General features: G+C 62.1%; 15 protein-coding genes. 7 read left to right on the top strand and 8 right to left on the bottom strand.

Going from position 1 to position 15582, the window contains the following annotated elements; translation table 11 throughout:
• Window positions 1-9 precede the first annotated feature (9 nt).
• Genes AC07OE_RS07225 through AC07OE_RS07215 form a run of 3 tightly spaced genes read right to left on the bottom strand, consistent with a single transcriptional unit; the run spans window position 10 to window position 3043 of the window.
• Entirely contained in the window at window positions 10-669 is a 660-nt protein-coding gene (locus AC07OE_RS07225; RefSeq protein ID WP_495069883.1) for an ABC transporter ATP-binding protein, read from the bottom strand.
• Window positions 666-1637 (bottom strand): tRNA (adenosine(37)-N6)-dimethylallyltransferase MiaA, encoded by a 972-nt coding sequence (gene miaA / locus AC07OE_RS07220; RefSeq protein WP_495069882.1) that lies wholly within the window; start codon window positions 1635-1637, stop codon window positions 666-668. The genes AC07OE_RS07225 and miaA overlap by 4 nt, the downstream gene beginning before the upstream one ends.
• Entirely contained in the window at window positions 1634-3043 is a 1410-nt protein-coding gene (locus AC07OE_RS07215) for an MATE family efflux transporter (RefSeq protein ID WP_495069881.1), read from the bottom strand. Before AC07OE_RS07215 ends, miaA begins: the two co-directional genes overlap by 4 nt.
• A gap of 199 nt (window positions 3044-3242) precedes the next feature.
• Here AC07OE_RS07215 and AC07OE_RS07210 point away from each other — a divergent pair, with 199 nt between their 5' ends.
• Window positions 3243-6035: a bifunctional diguanylate cyclase/phosphodiesterase gene (locus tag AC07OE_RS07210; protein ID WP_495069880.1), complete on the top strand. Its 2793-nt coding sequence runs from the start codon at window positions 3243-3245 to the stop codon at window positions 6033-6035.
• A gap of 21 nt (window positions 6036-6056) precedes the next feature.
• Here the strand turns inward: AC07OE_RS07210 and AC07OE_RS07205 are convergent, their stop codons facing one another.
• Window positions 6057-7265, bottom strand: coding sequence for an NnrS family protein (locus AC07OE_RS07205; RefSeq protein ID WP_495069879.1), 1209 nt, complete (start codon window positions 7263-7265; stop codon window positions 6057-6059).
• Between the two features lie 9 nt (window positions 7266-7274).
• Entirely contained in the window at window positions 7275-8705 is a 1431-nt protein-coding gene (ccoG, locus tag AC07OE_RS07200; protein ID WP_495069878.1) for a cytochrome c oxidase accessory protein CcoG, read from the bottom strand.
• A 144-nt stretch (window positions 8706-8849) separates the two neighbouring features.
• Here ccoG and AC07OE_RS07195 point away from each other — a divergent pair, with 144 nt between their 5' ends.
• From AC07OE_RS07195 to AC07OE_RS07175, 5 genes are all read left to right on the top strand, one after another.
• Window positions 8850-9302, top strand: a complete 453-nt coding sequence (locus AC07OE_RS07195) for an Rrf2 family transcriptional regulator (RefSeq protein WP_495069877.1) — start codon at window positions 8850-8852, stop codon at window positions 9300-9302.
• A 197-nt stretch (window positions 9303-9499) separates the two neighbouring features.
• Entirely contained in the window at window positions 9500-10969 is a 1470-nt protein-coding gene (gene nirK / locus AC07OE_RS07190) for a copper-containing nitrite reductase (protein WP_495070086.1), read from the top strand.
• A 41-nt stretch (window positions 10970-11010) separates the two neighbouring features.
• On the top strand, window positions 11011-11799 hold the full coding sequence (locus AC07OE_RS07185; RefSeq protein WP_495070085.1) for a formylglycine-generating enzyme family protein: 789 nt from the start codon (window positions 11011-11013) through the stop codon (window positions 11797-11799).
• Between the two features lie 4 nt (window positions 11800-11803).
• Window positions 11804-12445: an SCO family protein gene (locus tag AC07OE_RS07180; RefSeq protein WP_495069876.1), complete on the top strand. Its 642-nt coding sequence runs from the start codon at window positions 11804-11806 to the stop codon at window positions 12443-12445.
• A gap of 63 nt (window positions 12446-12508) precedes the next feature.
• Window positions 12509-12826: a high-potential iron-sulfur protein gene (locus tag AC07OE_RS07175; RefSeq protein WP_495069875.1), complete on the top strand. Its 318-nt coding sequence runs from the start codon at window positions 12509-12511 to the stop codon at window positions 12824-12826.
• 2 nt (window positions 12827-12828) lie between these two features.
• Here the strand turns inward: AC07OE_RS07175 and AC07OE_RS07170 are convergent, their stop codons facing one another.
• Window positions 12829-13428, bottom strand: coding sequence for an ATP-dependent Clp protease proteolytic subunit (locus AC07OE_RS07170; RefSeq protein WP_495069874.1), 600 nt, complete (start codon window positions 13426-13428; stop codon window positions 12829-12831).
• A gap of 98 nt (window positions 13429-13526) precedes the next feature.
• Between AC07OE_RS07170 and AC07OE_RS07165 the strand changes: the two genes are divergently transcribed.
• The gene (locus tag AC07OE_RS07165) at window positions 13527-14321 is read left to right on the top strand and encodes a sigma-70 family RNA polymerase sigma factor (protein WP_495069873.1); all 795 of its coding nucleotides are present in this window, start codon (window positions 13527-13529) and stop codon (window positions 14319-14321) included.
• A gap of 79 nt (window positions 14322-14400) precedes the next feature.
• On the opposite strand, the gene map is transcribed toward AC07OE_RS07165, so the two are convergent.
• Both map and AC07OE_RS07155 read right to left on the bottom strand, forming a co-directional pair.
• Window positions 14401-15192 carry a type I methionyl aminopeptidase gene (gene map / locus AC07OE_RS07160; RefSeq protein WP_495069872.1) on the bottom strand — a complete coding sequence of 264 codons (792 nt, stop codon included), beginning with the start codon at window positions 15190-15192 and terminating at the stop codon, window positions 14401-14403.
• A complete protein-coding gene (locus AC07OE_RS07155) occupies window positions 15192-15455 on the bottom strand; it encodes a ParD-like family protein (protein WP_495069871.1) in 264 nt (87 codons plus the stop codon). The genes map and AC07OE_RS07155 overlap by 1 nt, the downstream gene beginning before the upstream one ends.
• Window positions 15456-15582 lie beyond the last annotated feature (127 nt).

Raw genomic sequence — 15582 nt, 5'->3', positions numbered from 1 at the left:
GCCAGGGGTTTAACCGGTGAGGTGTGGCGCCATGCCATCGGCACGCAGGTGCAGCACACGGTCAGCCTGTGCGGTGGCGGCCAATGAGTGGGTGACCAGCACCAGCGCGGTGCCGTGCTGGCGGGTTTGCGCCACCAGCGCCTCCATGACCTTGGCTGCGGTGGTGGGGTCCAGGTTGCCGGTAGGCTCGTCGGCTAGCAGCAGGGCGGGCTGGTGCACCAGCGCGCGGGCGATGGCCACGCGCTGCAGCTGTCCGCCGCTGAGCTGCTGCGGCAGGCGCGCGCCCAGGCCACCCAGGCCCACGGCGTCCAGCAGCGCTTCCACCCGGGCTGGATTTGGCCGGTTCAGCAGCAGCAGGGGCAGCGCCACGTTCTGCGCTACATCCAAGTGCGGCAGCACGTGGAAGGCCTGGAACACAAAGCCCACGGCCTCGCGGCGCAGCAGGGCGCGGGCATCGTCGTTCAATGTGGCCAGGTCGTGCCCGGCCAGCTGCACGCTGCCGCTGTCCCAGTGATCCAGCCCGGCCATGCAGTTGAGCAGCGTGGACTTGCCCACGCCCGATTCCCCCACGATGGCGACGAACTCACCCGGCGCCACGTCCAGCGACACGTTGGCAAACACGGGTGTGTTGCCGTAGTGCTTGCTCAGGGCCTGGACGCGCAGGGTCATGGGGCGGGGCGTTGGGTCAAGACGGTGTCGACCAGCGTCAGCACTTGCGCCAGCGCATCGGGTGCATCCGCTGCCACCACCTGCCGCTGCGGCATGGAGCGTAGCCAAGTGATCTGGCGCTTGGCGAGCTGGCGCGTGGCGAAGATACCCTTGTCGCGCAGCTCGGCCATGGGCCATAGGCCGTCCAATGCCTCCCAAGCTTGGCGGTAGCCCACGCAGCGCACGCTGGGCAGGTCCAGGTGCAGGTCGCCACGTGCGCGCAGTGTGTTCACTTCGTCCAGAAAGCCCTGGGCCAGCATGGCGTCAAAGCGCTGGGCGATGCGGGCGTGCAGCCAAGCGCGGTCCACCGGCTCCAGGGAAATAAGGGCTCTAGCCCCCGTGGAATCTGCGCGAGCAGCTTCTGTTTTGATAGCAGCGCTGGCGGCGTGGAAGTACGACAGCGGCAGGCCGGAGATGCGGTACACCTCCAGCGCGCGCTGGATGCGCTGGCTGTCGGCCGGGGCCAGGCGGGCGGCGGTGACGGGGTCCACCTGGGCCAGCTGGGCGTGCATGGCGGGCCAGCCTTTCTTGGCAGCCTCCGCATCCAGTACGGCGCGCACTTCAGGGTTGGCGGCAGGCATGTCGTCCAGCCCGTCGAACAGGGCCTTGAAGTACAGCATGGTGCCACCTACCAGCAGCGGCAGCTTGCCGCGTGCGGCAATGTCCACGATCAGGGCCTGTGCGTCGCGCACAAATTCGGCCGCACTGTAGGCATTCAGCGGGTCGCGGATGTTGATGAGGTGGTGTGGCACAGCAGCCAGTTCGGCGGCGCTGGGCTTGGCGGTGCCAATGTCCATGCCGCGGAAGACCAAGGCCGAGTCCACGCTGATGATTTCGCAGGGGTGGTGTTCGGCAATGGCCAGCGCGGCGGCCGTCTTGCCGCTTGCGGTGGGGCCGGCCAGGCAGAGATGAAAAGGGAGCGTGCTCATGCAGCCCGCCCCGGCAGATGCTCCAGCGCCACCTTGCGCAAGAGCAGCACCAGGCCCACGGCCGCCACGGTCAGGCCCACCACCAGCGCGATCCAGAAGCCCCGCGCGCCCATGGCCTGGGCCGGGCGCCAAGGCAGCCAATGCGGCGCCAAGCCCAGCACACAGCCCAGCGGCAACGAGAAACCCCAGAACGCCGTGAGATGAATCACCATGGGGCTTCGGGTGACCTTGTAGCCGCGGATGGCGCTGCTGGTGACCACCTGGGCCGAGTCCGACAGCTGGAACACCGCGGCCAGGAACAACAGATTGGCCGCCAGTGCGGCCACGGCCGGGTCATTGGTATAGGCACCGGCAATCTGGTGCGCGCACAGTGCCATGGCGGTGGCCGACACCACGCCAAAGCCCAACCCGGCGTTGACCCCCACCCAGGCCCGAAAGCGCGCCGCCACCGGGTCGCCCGCGCCCAGCGACTGGCCCACGCGCGTGAGCAAGGCAATGCCCATGCTCAACGGCACCATGAAGACCAGTGAGGTGAAGTTCAGTGCGATCTGGTGCGAGGCCACTTCGCGGCTGCCAAACTCGGCAATCAGCAGCGCGATGAGGCCAAACGCACTGGTCTCGGCAAAGTAGGTCACGCCGATGGGAAAGCCCAGTTTCCAGAGCGCACCCAGCTTCTCGGGGTGCGGCCATTCCCAGTGGGCAAACGGCCAGGTGCTGCGGTAGGCCGGTGCCCAGCGCATCCACACCAGCAGGCCCAGAAAATTGAGCCATACGCACAGCAGCGTGGCCCAGGCGCAACCCAACCCGCCCAGGCGCGGGAACGGGCCGACGCCAAACACCAGCAGCCAGTTCACCAGCACATTGAGTGCCAGCGCCAAGAGCGACATCACCATGATGGGTTTGGTCTGGTTCAGGCTGGCGCTGTAGCCGTAGAGCACGCGGTAGCAGGTGAAGGCCGGCAGACCAAAGCTGATGATGAAGACAAAGCCGCTGGCAACCTCGCGCACATGGGGCTCGATGTCCATGTGGTCAAACACTTGCCGCGCGACATTGACCAGCACCATGGCGCACAAGCCCACGCCCAACGCCTTCCACAGCCCCTGGCGCACCAGGTGTGGCACCTTGTCAAATTCTTTTGCACCCACGTGGTGGGCCACCAGAGGAGCGACCGACATCATCAGCCCCATGAGGGTGATGATGGTGATGTTCCAGACGGACACGCCCAGCGAAATGCCGGCCAGGTCATGCGCCGAGGCGTGGCCAGCCATGGCCACATCCACCACCGACATGCCCACATTGGCCAGCTGCCCGATCAGGATGGGCCAGGCCAGCTGCCACAAGGCGCGGAGTTCAGTGCCAGCGCGGGCTGCGCGGTTGGGGGAGGCGAGGGGGGAGGCAGCGGTCATCGGCATGCCATTCTACGAGTGCCCCGGGTGCGTGCTGGGTGCGGTGTCGCGCAAATCCAGCCAGCGTTGTCAGGGGTACATGCCTGTGGTGAGCGCGCCATCCGAGCCAGCAGAATCTGACAGCAAAATGACAAGCCGGGTACGTTTGGGGCGGGTACAAATAGGTTACGGTGTAGGGGTGCATTTTTCTGGAAGGTCCATGGTCGGATTGAAAGCAGTACTTCATTTGTGGCGTTCGGTTCGCACGCGTGTCACGTTGTCCACGCTGGCCTGCTTTCTGTTGAGCCTGTGGGCGCTGTCGTGGTATGTCACCCAGGTAATGCATGACAGCTTGCAGACGCAGGCCACGGACCAGCAAACCTCCATTGCCAGGCTGGTGGCCAACGAGCTGAACGAACAAATCGAGGATCGCAAACATTCATTGCAATTGGTGTCCGCAGAGCTGGGGGAAGGGCGCCTGGATGACATACCGGGTTTGCAGCGTTTGTTGGTGCAGCGCCCGGTATTCCAAAGCCAGTTCAATGGCGGCATTTTCATCACAGATGCGCGGGGCATGACACTGGCGTCGCTGCCCGATTCGGCCCAGCGCGTGGGCGTGTCCTACCAAGACCGGGATTACTTTCAGCGTGCCTTGCGCTCTGATGCGCCTGTGGTGGCTGACCCCATGATGGGCCGACGCCTGAATGCGCCCGTGATCACCATGGCGATGGCGATCCGAAGCCCTAAGGGCGTGGTGCTGGGGGTGTTGGTGGGCGTGGTGAATCTGGGGGAATCCAGTTTTTTGGACCAGATCATGAAAAACCGCTATGGCGAGACCGGCGGGTATCTGTTGATTTCGCGGCAGAACCGGATGGTGGTTGCGGCCACGGACAGGACGCGCGTGATGACGCCTGCGGCTGCTCCTGGCGTTAGTCCCTTGATTGACCATTTCATGGCGGGTGGTGAAGGCGCAGGGCTGACCGTGAACGGCTTGGGCCAGGACGTGCTGCTGTCGGCCAAAGGCCTGACTGCGGCGGATTGGTACGTGGTGGTGAGCATGCCAGCCCATGAAGCTTTTGCGCTGGTGGATGCGGTGCGGCAGCACATGCTGCTGGCTACGCTGCTGCTCTCTGCCGTAGCGGGAGTGCTGACCTGGCAACTGTTGCGCCGCCAGCTCGCGCCTTTGCTGGCTGCCTCCAGCAGCCTGGCACAGCAAAACCGGGCCGATGTGCCTACGCGCGCATTGCCCGTGGAGTCGGACGATGAGATTGGCGACCTGATCAAGGGTTTCAACGTTTTGCTGGCTACGCTGAAAGAGCGTGAAGCGGAGCTCCGCATTGCCGCAGCAGCGTTCGAGTCGCAAGAGGGTATTTTTGTGACCGACGCGGACTGGATCATCCTCAAGGTGAACCGCGCTTTCACCCAGCTCACGGGCTATGCCCCCGAAGAGGCACTGGGCCAACGCCCCCAAACCCTGCTGGGCTCCAACCGGCAGGACGAAAGCTTTTACGCCGCCATGACCAGCAGCCTGGAGAGCGAAGGCAGTTGGCAAGGGGAGGTGTGGGACCGCCGTAAAGACGGTGTGGTGTTCCCGATCTGGCTGATCCTCACAGCGCTGCGCGATGGACAAGGGGCGGTGACCCACTACGTGGTCACCATGATGGATATCACCGAGCGCAAGGCGGCCGAGGACGAAATCCGCAACCTCGCGTTTTATGACCCGCTCACGGGCCTACCCAACCGGCGCCTGCTCATGGACCGCCTGGGCCGCGCGCTGACCCACAGCACGCGCCACCGGTCCAAAGGGGCATTGCTGTTTCTGGACCTCGACAACTTCAAGGACTTGAACGATACGTTGGGGCACGACAAGGGCGACCAACTGCTCAAACAGGTCGCGCAGCGCCTGCTCACCTGTGTGCGCGAGGGCGACACCGTGGCTCGGCTTGGCGGGGATGAGTTTGTGGTGATGTTGCAAGACCTGAGCGACGACAGCTTCGCTGCCGCCACCCAGGCCGAGCACGTGGCAGAGAAAGTGCTGGAGCTGCTCAACGAACCGTATGTGCTCACCGAGATCGGCTACCGCAGCACGCCCAGCATCGGCATCACGCTGTTTGGCGACAAGCACGAACCATTGGATGAGTTGCTCAAACGTGCGGATCTGGCCATGTACCAGGCGAAGGCTGCTGGTCGCAACACCTTGCGGTTTTTTGATGCCCATATGCAAACCGCGGTGTCGCACCGGGCGAGCCTTGAGGCTGCCCTGCACGAAGCATTGGCACAAGGCCAATTTTTGCTGCACTACCAGGCGCAAGTGGATGCCGACGCCAGCGTCACCGGGGCAGAAGTGCTGGTCCGCTGGCAGCACCCGCAGCGCGGCATGGTGCCGCCTGCCGAATTCATCCCGCTGGCCGAGGACACGGGCATCATCGTGCCGCTGGGGCGCTGGATCCTGGAGACGGCGTGCCGACAGATTGCGGCATGGTCGCAGCACCCACGCCTGCAGCAGCTCACCGTGTCAGTCAATGTGAGCGCGCGCCAGCTCATGCGGACCGACTTTGTGGCCGGCGTGCTGGCGGTGCTGACTTCGACCGGCGCAGATCCCAAACGGCTCAAGCTGGAATTGACCGAAAGCGTGCTCGTGTCCGATGTGGACAACACCATCGCCAAGATGAACGCGCTGCAGGCGCATGGCATCCGTTTTTCCATGGACGATTTCGGCACCGGCTATTCCTCGTTGTCCTTCCTGAAGCTGTTGCCGCTGGACCAGCTGAAGATCGACCAAGGTTTTGTGCGCGACATATTGGTGGACAGCAATGACGCGGCCATTGCCAAGATGGTCATCGCACTGGCCGACAGCCTGAACCTCAACGTGATCGCCGAAGGGGTCGAGACAGTAGCCCAGCGCGAGTTTCTGGCGGCGCAAGGCTGTTTGGCGTATCAGGGCTACCTCTTTGGCCGGCCGATGGAGGTGGCGGCGTTTGAGGCTTCGGTACTGGTGGCGGCGCGGGACTAGTTGCCCTTATCCGTCGCTGTCTCAACCGTCGCGACCGTCCACCCTGGTCTGTGACAGCCACGGTGCGTAGACCACGCAGTACAGACTAAAAGCTGCAGCCCAGCAGGCGGCAGCCATCAATAACCACCGTGCGGTGTAAGCCGGAGCTAGCAGAGGCAGTATGACGCGGGCCACAGCGGCCAGCATCACCAATACGTAGGCCGCCACCTCGGCGCGGGACGCCTTGATCACGCGCCCCGTATGGCCACGCGCAGTCCGGGTGATCATCGCGATGATGAGGCCGCCTGTGGCACCTACGGTCAGCCCGTGCATACCTGCCGATGGCGAGACCCAGCCCCATAGGCCCAAGGCCATAAGGCCCAGCGCCAGGGGAATCCAGGCGTAGGCTGCATGCAGGATCCAGATGATAGGGCGCTGCCGAGTGACTATGGGGTTCCAGCGCCCCTGGCGCACGACATGGCAAGCGCAGGCCAACAGCAATACGCAGGGGGTGAGCGCCTGGAGCGGCAGAAAAGTCCACAGTGCCAAGCCTGCCAGAGTGCTTCCCAAGGTGAACGCCTCCAGAACCGGTTGCGCTCGAAGGGTCAAACCGGGATGGGCGCTCATGGTAAAGCCAGGAATCACTCGTCCGGCAATCACACATTCCAACATGACCAGCAGAGCCAATCCCGCATGCAAAGCGGTGATTGGTGGCACGTCGAGCACGCCCAGCACCCCCAAATGGAAGGCGCCATTGGCAAAGCCCAGCAACGCGAGAATGCCTGCCATGGGCAGATTGCGCGTATTGCCTGCCCGCACAAATAGCCGAACAAGAATGGTGGCCACGATAGGCAGTAGCGCAACGTCCAGCAAGGCAAACCAGGCATAGGGTGCAAGCACCGCCGCCAACCGGGCCACGACCCACAGTGCGACCAGCGCCGCAAGTAGTGGACCGCGCGGCGTTGCCAATCCGGTCCAGGCCTTTCCGGCAGTGAGCAGAAATCCAATGACGACTGCGCTGGCAAAACCAAAGAGCATTTCATGGGCATGCCATAAAAAAGCGGGCATGTCAGGTGCCCATGGAAGGTAGCCCAGAAAGGTGAGGACCCAGACCGGTACTGCCAAGGTACCCAAAAACGCAGCGCAAAGGTAGAAAGGGCGAAAGCCCAGACGAAACATCGGCAGACCACGTAACGCCTGCGAACCAGGTTCCAGGATACGCAGCGTCGATGGGCGCAGGGGCTTGCTCATGGCCGTTCCTTAGCGGGGTACGTAAAACACGGATTTTTCAGTCACCGTTGGCCGACTGTCGTTGTCTGTGGCTTGGACGATGAAGGTGATGGGCAAGGACTGCCCACGGTAGGCCTGTGCCGCATCCGGGGGGAGCGTGAGCCGCGTGGTGAGCGTTCCAATGGCGGTGGAGTCGACCGTCAAACGGGTGTCAGTGGCAATGGCCATTCCAGCGGGGCCTTCCGCCCTTACGACGAACTGCTGGGGACGCTCCAATCCGTTCATCACCTGCAAGCGGTATACGTTTTCAATGGTGCCACTGGAAATCTCGCGCGCCAGGGTTCCGCGATCCTTCATGACATCCACAGAAAAGCCCTTGCGCGTTGCCAAGCTGGCGACAAAAATGCCTCCCACCAAGAGCAGCAAGGCTCCATAAATCCAGACCCGGGGTCGCCAGACGCGTCGCACCATCTCGGACGTGGTCAACTTTTGCTGAATTCCATGGCCAGATGAATAGCGAATCAGGCCCTTGGGGTAGTCCATCTTCTCCATGACGCTGTCGCAGACATCGATGCATGCAGCACAGGCAATGCATTCGTTTTGCAGGCCGTTGCGAATGTCAATGCCTGTGGGGCAGACCTGGACGCAAAGTGTGCAATCGATGCAGTCCCCCAGCCCCCGTGCCTTGGGGTCTGCGCTGCGAGGCCGAGACCCCCGTGATTCACCGCGCTCCGTGTCGTAGGCAATGACCATAGAGTCCATATCGATCAAGGCGCTTTGAAACCGGGCGTAGGGACACATGTATTTGCAAATCTGCTCGCGCATGTAGCCTGCGTTGCCATAGGTGGCAAAGGCGTAGAAAAGCACCCAGAACCATTCCCAGGGCGAGAACGACATCGCCCGCAGCTCGCCCAGCAGCGCGCGCACGGGCGTGAAGTAGCCGACGAACGTGAAGCCAGTCAGCAATCCAATACTGATCCACGCAAGCTGTTTGGCACTCTTGCGCCAGATCTTTTCCCAGCCCCAGGGGGCCGCATCGAGTCGCATCCGGGCAATGCGGTCGCCTTCGGTATGGCGTTCCGCCCACATAAAGATTTCGGTGTAGACCGTTTGCGGGCACGCATAGCCACACCACAGCCGACCGGCCACCGCCGTGAAGAAAAAGAGCGCGAGTGCCGAGAGGATCAACAGTGCCGCGAGGTAGATGAAGTCCTGTGGATGCAGCACCAATCCCAGTACATAGAAACGGCGTTCTGACAGATTGAACAGAATGGCTTGGCGCCCGTTCCACTGCAACCAGGGCAGACCGTAGAACACCAACTGGGTCAGCCACACCATGGCCCACCGCCAATTGGCGTACCAGCCGCCGACAGAGCGTGGGTAAATCTTGATCTGCTTCTCATACAGTGAGACAAGCTCATCTGACTGGGCCGAATGGGCAATGGGAATGATGGGGATCATGGGTTTGGCAGGAAGGCGCTTCCCGGGAAGATTTCCGTCGGAGCGCTGTCGTTTATTAGATGTATTTAAAATACATGTATTGTATTCCTGCGCTTGTCACGGGGCAAAATACGCGAAAACCTAGAAACAGATTGGACGCCCTGCATGAAACTCACCAGCTTCACCGACTACAGCCTACGCGTTCTCATTTACCTGGGAACGGATCCTTCCCGCCGCGCCACCATCGCGGAAGTCGCCTCCGCATTTGACATATCTGAAAACCATCTCATGAAAGTGGCCCATTTCCTGGGGCAGCAGGGCTGGCTTTCCAACGTACGGGGCAAAGGTGGCGGCATGGCCCTGGCATTGGCACCCGGGGAGATTGTGGTTGGCAAGGTTGTGCGCATCGCGGAGGCGGGTGATATTCCGGCCGAATGCTTCAGTTCGGAGCCCGACAACTGTCCGATTGCGCGGATTTGTCGCCTGCGGGGCGTGCTCAATGAGGCTGTCAACGCGTTCTACGCGGTTCTGGACGGCTACACGTTGGCCGACCTGGTGCAAAACCGCGCGATGTTGGGCAAGGCACTCCAGATTCAGCCCATAACGCTGGTGCGCTGATCCGCATTTGGCGGCGGTTATCGGGAAGATCGGGTTCGGGAAAACGGTTCATTTGATCTAGCGCAAGTTTCGGTACAGCCTTGTCACTACGATAAAGATGTATTTCACATGCATATTTATCCGAGTGAGATTGAGGGTTTCAACCCGAGGAGACTTCCGTGAACAAGAAACTGAAGAACTGGATATCCGGCGCCATCGTGGCCATAGCGTTTGCCGGCGGGTATGGATCTGCCGCGGCGGCTGCGCAGGCACCCGCGAAAACAAGCCCCATCAAGTACACCGGCGACTTTGGCCCTCCCCAAGGTGCGCCGGTCCATGCGGTGCTAACCAGTCCGCCCAATGTGCCGCCACCTACCAACCGCAAGGTACCGGTCAAGGTCATTGTGGAGCTTGAGGTGGTAGAGAAAGAAATGCCAATTTCCGAGGGCGTGACCTACACGTTCTGGACATTTGGCGGAACCGTGCCTGGCAGCTTTATCCGCGTGCGACAGGGCGACACAGTGGAGTTCCACCTGAAAAACCACCCCAGCAGCAAGATGCCGCACAACATCGACTTGCATGGCGTCACGGGTCCGGGGGGCGGAGCTGCTTCCAGCTTTACCGCACCGGGTCATGAATCGCAATTCACCTTCAAAGCCCTGAATGAAGGCGTCTATGTCTACCACTGCGCCACGGCCCCTGTGGGCATGCATGTCGCCAATGGCATGTACGGTCTGATCCTGGTGGAGCCGCCCCAAGGTCTTGCCCCGGTGGATCACGAGTACTACGTCATGCAGGGTGACTTCTACACCACTGGCAAATACCGGGAGAAGGGGGCTCAACCCTTCGACATGGAAAAGGCCATCGACGAGAAACCCACGTATGTGCTGTTCAATGGATCCGAGGGTGCGCTGACGGGAGACAAGGCGCTCAGGGCCAAGACCAACGAAAAAATCCGTCTGTTCATTGGGAATGGTGGGCCCAACCTGGTGTCCAGCTTCCACGTGATTGGCGCCATCTTCGATAAGGTGCGCTTTGAGGGCGGCTCCAATATCCAGACCAATGTGCAAACCACCTTGATACCCGCCGGTGGCGCTGCCGTGGTGGAGTATCAGACCAAGGTTCCCGGAAGCTATGTGATGGTTGATCACTCGATCTTCCGGGCATTCAACAAGGGGGCTCTGGCGATCATGAAGGTCGAGGGGCCCGAAAACAAGGCCATCTATTCCGGTAAAGAGGTGGACTCTGTGTACCTCGGTGACCGGGATGCGCCCAACCTCGCTTCGGTAGCAACTGCCACTGCCAATGCCGCCAGCGGCACGCTGACACTGATGGATCAGGTCAACGCTGGCAAAGCACTTTTCAATGGCACTTGCTCGGTGTGTCACCAAGGCAATGGAGCTGGGTTGCCCGGCGTATTTCCGCCGTTGGCAAAGTCAGACTATCTCCATGCAGACCCCAAGCGGGCCGTGGGCGTTGTGGTCCATGGGCTGAGTGGGAAGGTCGTTGTGAATGGCAAGGAATACGACTCGGTGATGCCACCCATGAACCAGCTGAATGACGACGAGGTGGCCAACATCCTGACCTATGTGCTGAACGCCTGGGACAACAAGGGGGGGCAAATCAAGGCTAGCGATGTGAAAGCCGAGCGCGCCAATACCGTGGCCAAGCCGGTTGCCGAGCATTGACCATGCGCCTGTGCGGCCCCTGCGCCATACCGACCGCTGCCATGTGGAAGAACTGCTTCGGGTGGGCTGCAGCGGGGCTGGTGTGCGCATCTCTGCAGCTCTGCCTTGCCGCTACCGCTGAGGGGCGCTACGTGCCGGTGCCGGCCGGAACGGTGTCCAGTGTTCTCTCGGGTGGAAACGGTGACGACGTGCCCGTGAAGGTTCCTGCCTTTGCGATGCGCTCCCGACCGGTCACGGTGGGGGAGTACCTGAGGTTCACGCAGATCCAACCCCAGTGGAAGCGGGGCCGTGTGCCGGCGGTCTTTGCGGACGGCAGCTACCTTCATCAATGGAGCGCGCAATCGGTCTCCCCGCAAACCGCTGACCAGCCCATCACCAGCGTCAGCTGGTTCGCGGCGCAAGCGTATTGCGAGAGTGAGAACGCGCGGCTGCCCACCTGGTACGAGTGGGAGTATGTGGCCGCTGCCGACGCCACGCGCCCCGATGCGCGCAAAGACCCGGCTTGGCGCTCCAAAATTCTGGGTTGGTACTCCCAGACGTCCAGCATGCCGCCGCGCAATGTGGGGGGAGACGCCAACTTCTACGGTGTCGAGAATATGCACGGATTGATCTGGGAATGGGTCGATGACTTCAACGCCCTCTTGGTGAGCGCTGACAGCCGCAACCAGGGTGACCCAGACCAACTCCAGTACTGCGGTGCAGGCGCCATCAGCCTGCAAGACCGCGCCAATTACGCCGTTCTGATGCGCGTGGCCTTGTTGTCATCGCTTGGCGGTTCGGACTCCACCAACAACCTGGGCTTCCGGTGCGCCCGCAATGCAGAGAAATAAATCCATGAAAACCGTCATGCACCATTCAATCTCCCGGTTTTTACGCAGTTTTGCCTCGGTCAGCGCGACCGTCTTCCTGTCTGGCGCCATGGCGCAGACCACGACGGTCGCACCGCCTTCGGCCCAGACGCTGCCCGGAGACTCGGTTTACCAGCTGACAGCAACGTTGACAGACCAAAGTGACCGAGCGTTCAAGCTGCAGGACCAACGCGGCAAGCCTTTGCTGGTCAGCATGTTTTACAACTCCTGCAAGTTCGTCTGTCCCATGCTGATTGACACCATGCAGCTGACCCAGCAGGGACTCACCGCCAAGGAGCGCGCACAGCTTGGGTTGCTGCTCATCACTTTTGACCCCGCCCGGGATGATGTTGCGGCCTTGAAGTCGATTGCCGAGGCGCGTGAATTGGACCGCACCCAGTGGACGCTGGCGCGCACTGATGCCACCAGCGTGCGCAAGATCGCTGCCACCCTCGGGATTCAGTACCGATTGCTTCAGGATGGCGAGTACAACCACACCACCGTACTGCTGTTGCTTGATGGCGAGGGACGGATTGTCGGGCGCACCAAGCGCATCGGCACCGCAGACCCGGCATTCATCAAACTTGTGAAGCAGACATTGCAGACCTCTGTCCCCGCCGGTTCATGAGGTCGGCGGACACGTCCGACCCGATCCAATTCCCTTTCCCTTTTTGAAACTTGGAGACTTACCATGCAAACCAGCCGTAGAACTTTTGTGATCCATTCCCTCGCAGGCGCAGGCTTGATCGGAGGCGCAGCTTGCCTCCCATTGGCGCATGCCCAAGCTGTGTTGCAGGAGTCAGATGCCACTGCCATTGCACTGGGCTACAAAGCAGACGCCACGAAGGCCGATAAAACCAAATTTCCCAAATACGCCGCAGGCCAGCAATGCGCGAGTTGTGCGCTGTACCAAGGCAAGCCCACAGACACGTCCGGTGGGTGTCCGCTGTTTGCGGGTAAGTCCGTGGCTGCCAAAGGCTGGTGTAGCGCCTGGGCCAAGAAAGCCTGATATCAAGCTTCTCGCAGCTCGGTCTTGCGCGCAATGATGCGCGACACCAGCCCGTACGCCACAGCCTCTTCCGCCGACATCCAGTAGTCGCGCTCGATATCGGCGAGAACCACTTCCAGTGACTTGCCGGTTTTGCGGGCGATGGTGCGGGCAATGCGCTCGCGCGCTTTCACGATCTCGCGCGCCTGGATGGCAATGTCGCTGGCCGGCCCACCGGAGCCGCCGCTGGGCTGGTGGATCAGAAAGCGCGTGTTGGGCGTGCAGAAGCGGCGCTCTTTTGGGGCAGATAGGTAAAGGTGCGTGGCCGCACTGCCCACCCAGCCGGTGCCAATCATGTTCACCGGCGCAGCAATAAAGCGCACGATGTCGTGGATCGCGTCACCCGACTCCAGATGCCCGCCCGGCGAGCTGACCAGCACGTCGATGGGCTGGTCACTGTCTGCGTCCAGCGCGATAAGGCGGCGCGTCACGTCGGCGGCCATGGTGTCGGTCACGCTGCCGTAGATCAGCAATGTGCGGGACTTGAAAGCTTTTTCCTCCAGGTAGGAGGTGCGTGGTTCGGCGGCAAGGGCGGGGGCGTCGGTTTTGTCTGGAGCTTCCATGGGGTTTCCTGTTGGTTGAACTGCCTTGACGAATGAGACGTGCATTGCGTGACACCGCGCCGCCCACCGGGTCATCGCGCCTATGGCACCATCCAGCCATGTACGACGAACATCCCCTTGCCTTGCCCGACGCCGACCACCGCCGCCTGGTGCGGGCCGCCACCCGCCTGCTGGGTCCGGCAGATGCCGAAGACGCGGTGCAGGACGCCTATGTGCGTGCACTGGAGGGCGAACGGCCGGTACTCAACTCCACCCAAGCCTGGCTGCTGACGGTGGTGCGCAACCTCGCCATCGACCGCCTGCGCCGCCGCAGCTGGATGCAGCAATGGCTGGACGCAATGGGAACCACTGAGGCGGAACATGCATCGCCTTCTGCCGAGAGCGACGCCGCCTTGGCCCAGGAGGCCAGCCGCGCCCTGCGCCTGCTGGCCAGGCACCTGGCACCAGAAGATGGCGCCGCGCTGCTGTTGCATGAGGTATTTGAAGTCGGCCACGCCGAAATTGCAGACGCCATCGGGCGGGCGGAGGCCACCAGCCGGCAGCAATTGCGGCGGGCGCTGTTGCGGTTGCGGCAGGCGCGGGGCCAGCCAGAGGCTAGACAAGCGCCGGAGCGTGAGCCCGGCGAAGAAGCCGTGTTTCGTGTTTACCTGCAGTCTTTGCAACTGCGCGATCCCCACATCTTGTGGGCCATGCTGCGGCATCCGCCGATCAGCGCGGCAGCGGGCATACCAGTGGCGCACGTCGGATCCGCCCCGGCACCCCACACCATCGCCAGCGGCGTAGTGCAAGTGGGGGGACGGCTGGGCCTGGTGCTGACGCTGGACGGTGTGCGGCTATGTGTGGTGCCGCTGGGCGTGCATGCCCGGTGCGAGGCAGAAACAGCCTCAATTTAATAGAGAATTGGCCTCTAGCCCCCATGAAATATGCGCAAGCAGCTTCACTTTTGATAGCAAGCTGAGGGCAGAAAATTCTTCACATGGCGGGATAGGCCCCCGTCCCGCCCGGCCAAGCCGTCAGCACTTCGTACCCATCCTCCGTCACCGCCACCATGTGCTCCCACTGGGCGGAGAGGGAACGGTCCTTGGTCACCACGGTCCAGCCGTCGGCTAGCTGTTGGGTGTCACGCTTGCCGGCGTTCAGCATGGGTTCGATGGTGAAGACCATGCCGGGCTCCAGCCTCAGGCCATGGCCGCGCTGGCCATAGTGCAGCACCTGAGGTTCGTCGTGGTAGATCTGGCCGATGCCGTGGCCGCAGTATTCGCGCACCACACTGAAGTTTTCGCGGTGGGCCACTGACTGGATGGCGTGGCCCACATCGCCCAGCGTCGCGCCGGGTCGCACCTGCTGGATGCCGGCGCGCAGCGCCTCGTACGTCGCCTCCACCAGGCGGCGCGCCAACACGCTGGGCTCACCCACAAAGAACATGCGGCTGGTGTCACCAAACCAGCCGTCCTTGTTGACGGCCACATCAATGTTGACGATGTCGCCCTTTTTGAGAATCTTGGTCGGCGAGGGGATGCCGTGGCATACCACCTGGTTGACCGAGGTAAGGATGGTCTTGGGGTAGCCCTGGTAGCCCACGTTGGCGGGAATGGCGCCCTGGACATTGACGATGTAATCGTGGCAGATGCGGTCCAGCGCCTCGGTGCTGACGCCGGGCACCACATGGGACTCGATCATCGCGAGCACATCGGCCGCAAGCTGTGCGGCCCGTCGCGACTGCGCGAGTTCTTCGGTGGATTTGAGAGGAACGTCGTGCACCATCAGTGTTTGCCCACCGCCGCGGGCGCCGCAGTGGCGGGCTGGCCCAGCTGGGCGCTGACAGCCCCGACGATGTCCAGCCCTCCTGCGAGTTCAGCCCGAATGAGCAGTTGGCAGATTTCCCGGTGGTTCAGCTCGGGGTGCATCTCAATCAGCATGCCCACCCGCATCCAGTGCTCGGCCTGCGCGTTGATGGACCGGCTCAGGGCAGTCCCCGCCACCCGCAGGTTCTCGTGCATCTGGTCCGAAATTTTGACAATACCCATGGTCTAACCCCATATAAAACGTATACGAATTGTATATGTTTCGTATGGTTGCAAGGTGAATGCGCCAATAACCCTTGAGCCAAGTCAAGGTTGTGGTACCGGGATTCACGAATTCCTGAGTTTTCAG

Source organism: Rhodoferax sp. GW821-FHT09E07 (assembly GCF_059416145.1).
Note: the sequence above shows the minus strand (reverse complement) of the source record. Positions and strands in the feature narration are given on the sequence as shown.

Excerpts from the sequence above, each read along its gene's own strand:
- AC07OE_RS07225 (WP_495069883.1), bottom strand. The coding sequence starts at position 669 with ATGACCCTGCGCGTCCAGGCCCTGAGCAAGCACTACGGCAACACACCC.
- miaA (WP_495069882.1), bottom strand. The coding sequence starts at position 1,637 with ATGAGCACGCTCCCTTTTCATCTCTGCCTGGCCGGCCCCACCGCAAGC.
- AC07OE_RS07215 (WP_495069881.1), bottom strand. The coding sequence starts at position 3,043 with ATGACCGCTGCCTCCCCCCTCGCCTCCCCCAACCGCGCAGCCCGCGCT.
- AC07OE_RS07210 (WP_495069880.1), top strand. The coding sequence starts at position 3,243 with ATGGTCGGATTGAAAGCAGTACTTCATTTGTGGCGTTCGGTTCGCACG.
- AC07OE_RS07205 (WP_495069879.1), bottom strand. The coding sequence starts at position 7,265 with ATGAGCAAGCCCCTGCGCCCATCGACGCTGCGTATCCTGGAACCTGGT.
- ccoG (WP_495069878.1), bottom strand. The coding sequence starts at position 8,705 with ATGATCCCCATCATTCCCATTGCCCATTCGGCCCAGTCAGATGAGCTT.
- AC07OE_RS07195 (WP_495069877.1), top strand. The coding sequence starts at position 8,850 with ATGAAACTCACCAGCTTCACCGACTACAGCCTACGCGTTCTCATTTAC.
- AC07OE_RS07185 (WP_495070085.1), top strand. The coding sequence starts at position 11,011 with ATGTGGAAGAACTGCTTCGGGTGGGCTGCAGCGGGGCTGGTGTGCGCA.
- AC07OE_RS07180 (WP_495069876.1), top strand. The coding sequence starts at position 11,804 with ATGAAAACCGTCATGCACCATTCAATCTCCCGGTTTTTACGCAGTTTT.
- AC07OE_RS07175 (WP_495069875.1), top strand. The coding sequence starts at position 12,509 with ATGCAAACCAGCCGTAGAACTTTTGTGATCCATTCCCTCGCAGGCGCA.
- AC07OE_RS07170 (WP_495069874.1), bottom strand. The coding sequence starts at position 13,428 with ATGGAAGCTCCAGACAAAACCGACGCCCCCGCCCTTGCCGCCGAACCA.
- AC07OE_RS07165 (WP_495069873.1), top strand. The coding sequence starts at position 13,527 with ATGTACGACGAACATCCCCTTGCCTTGCCCGACGCCGACCACCGCCGC.
- map (WP_495069872.1), bottom strand. The coding sequence starts at position 15,192 with ATGGTGCACGACGTTCCTCTCAAATCCACCGAAGAACTCGCGCAGTCG.
- AC07OE_RS07155 (WP_495069871.1), bottom strand. The coding sequence starts at position 15,455 with ATGGGTATTGTCAAAATTTCGGACCAGATGCACGAGAACCTGCGGGTG.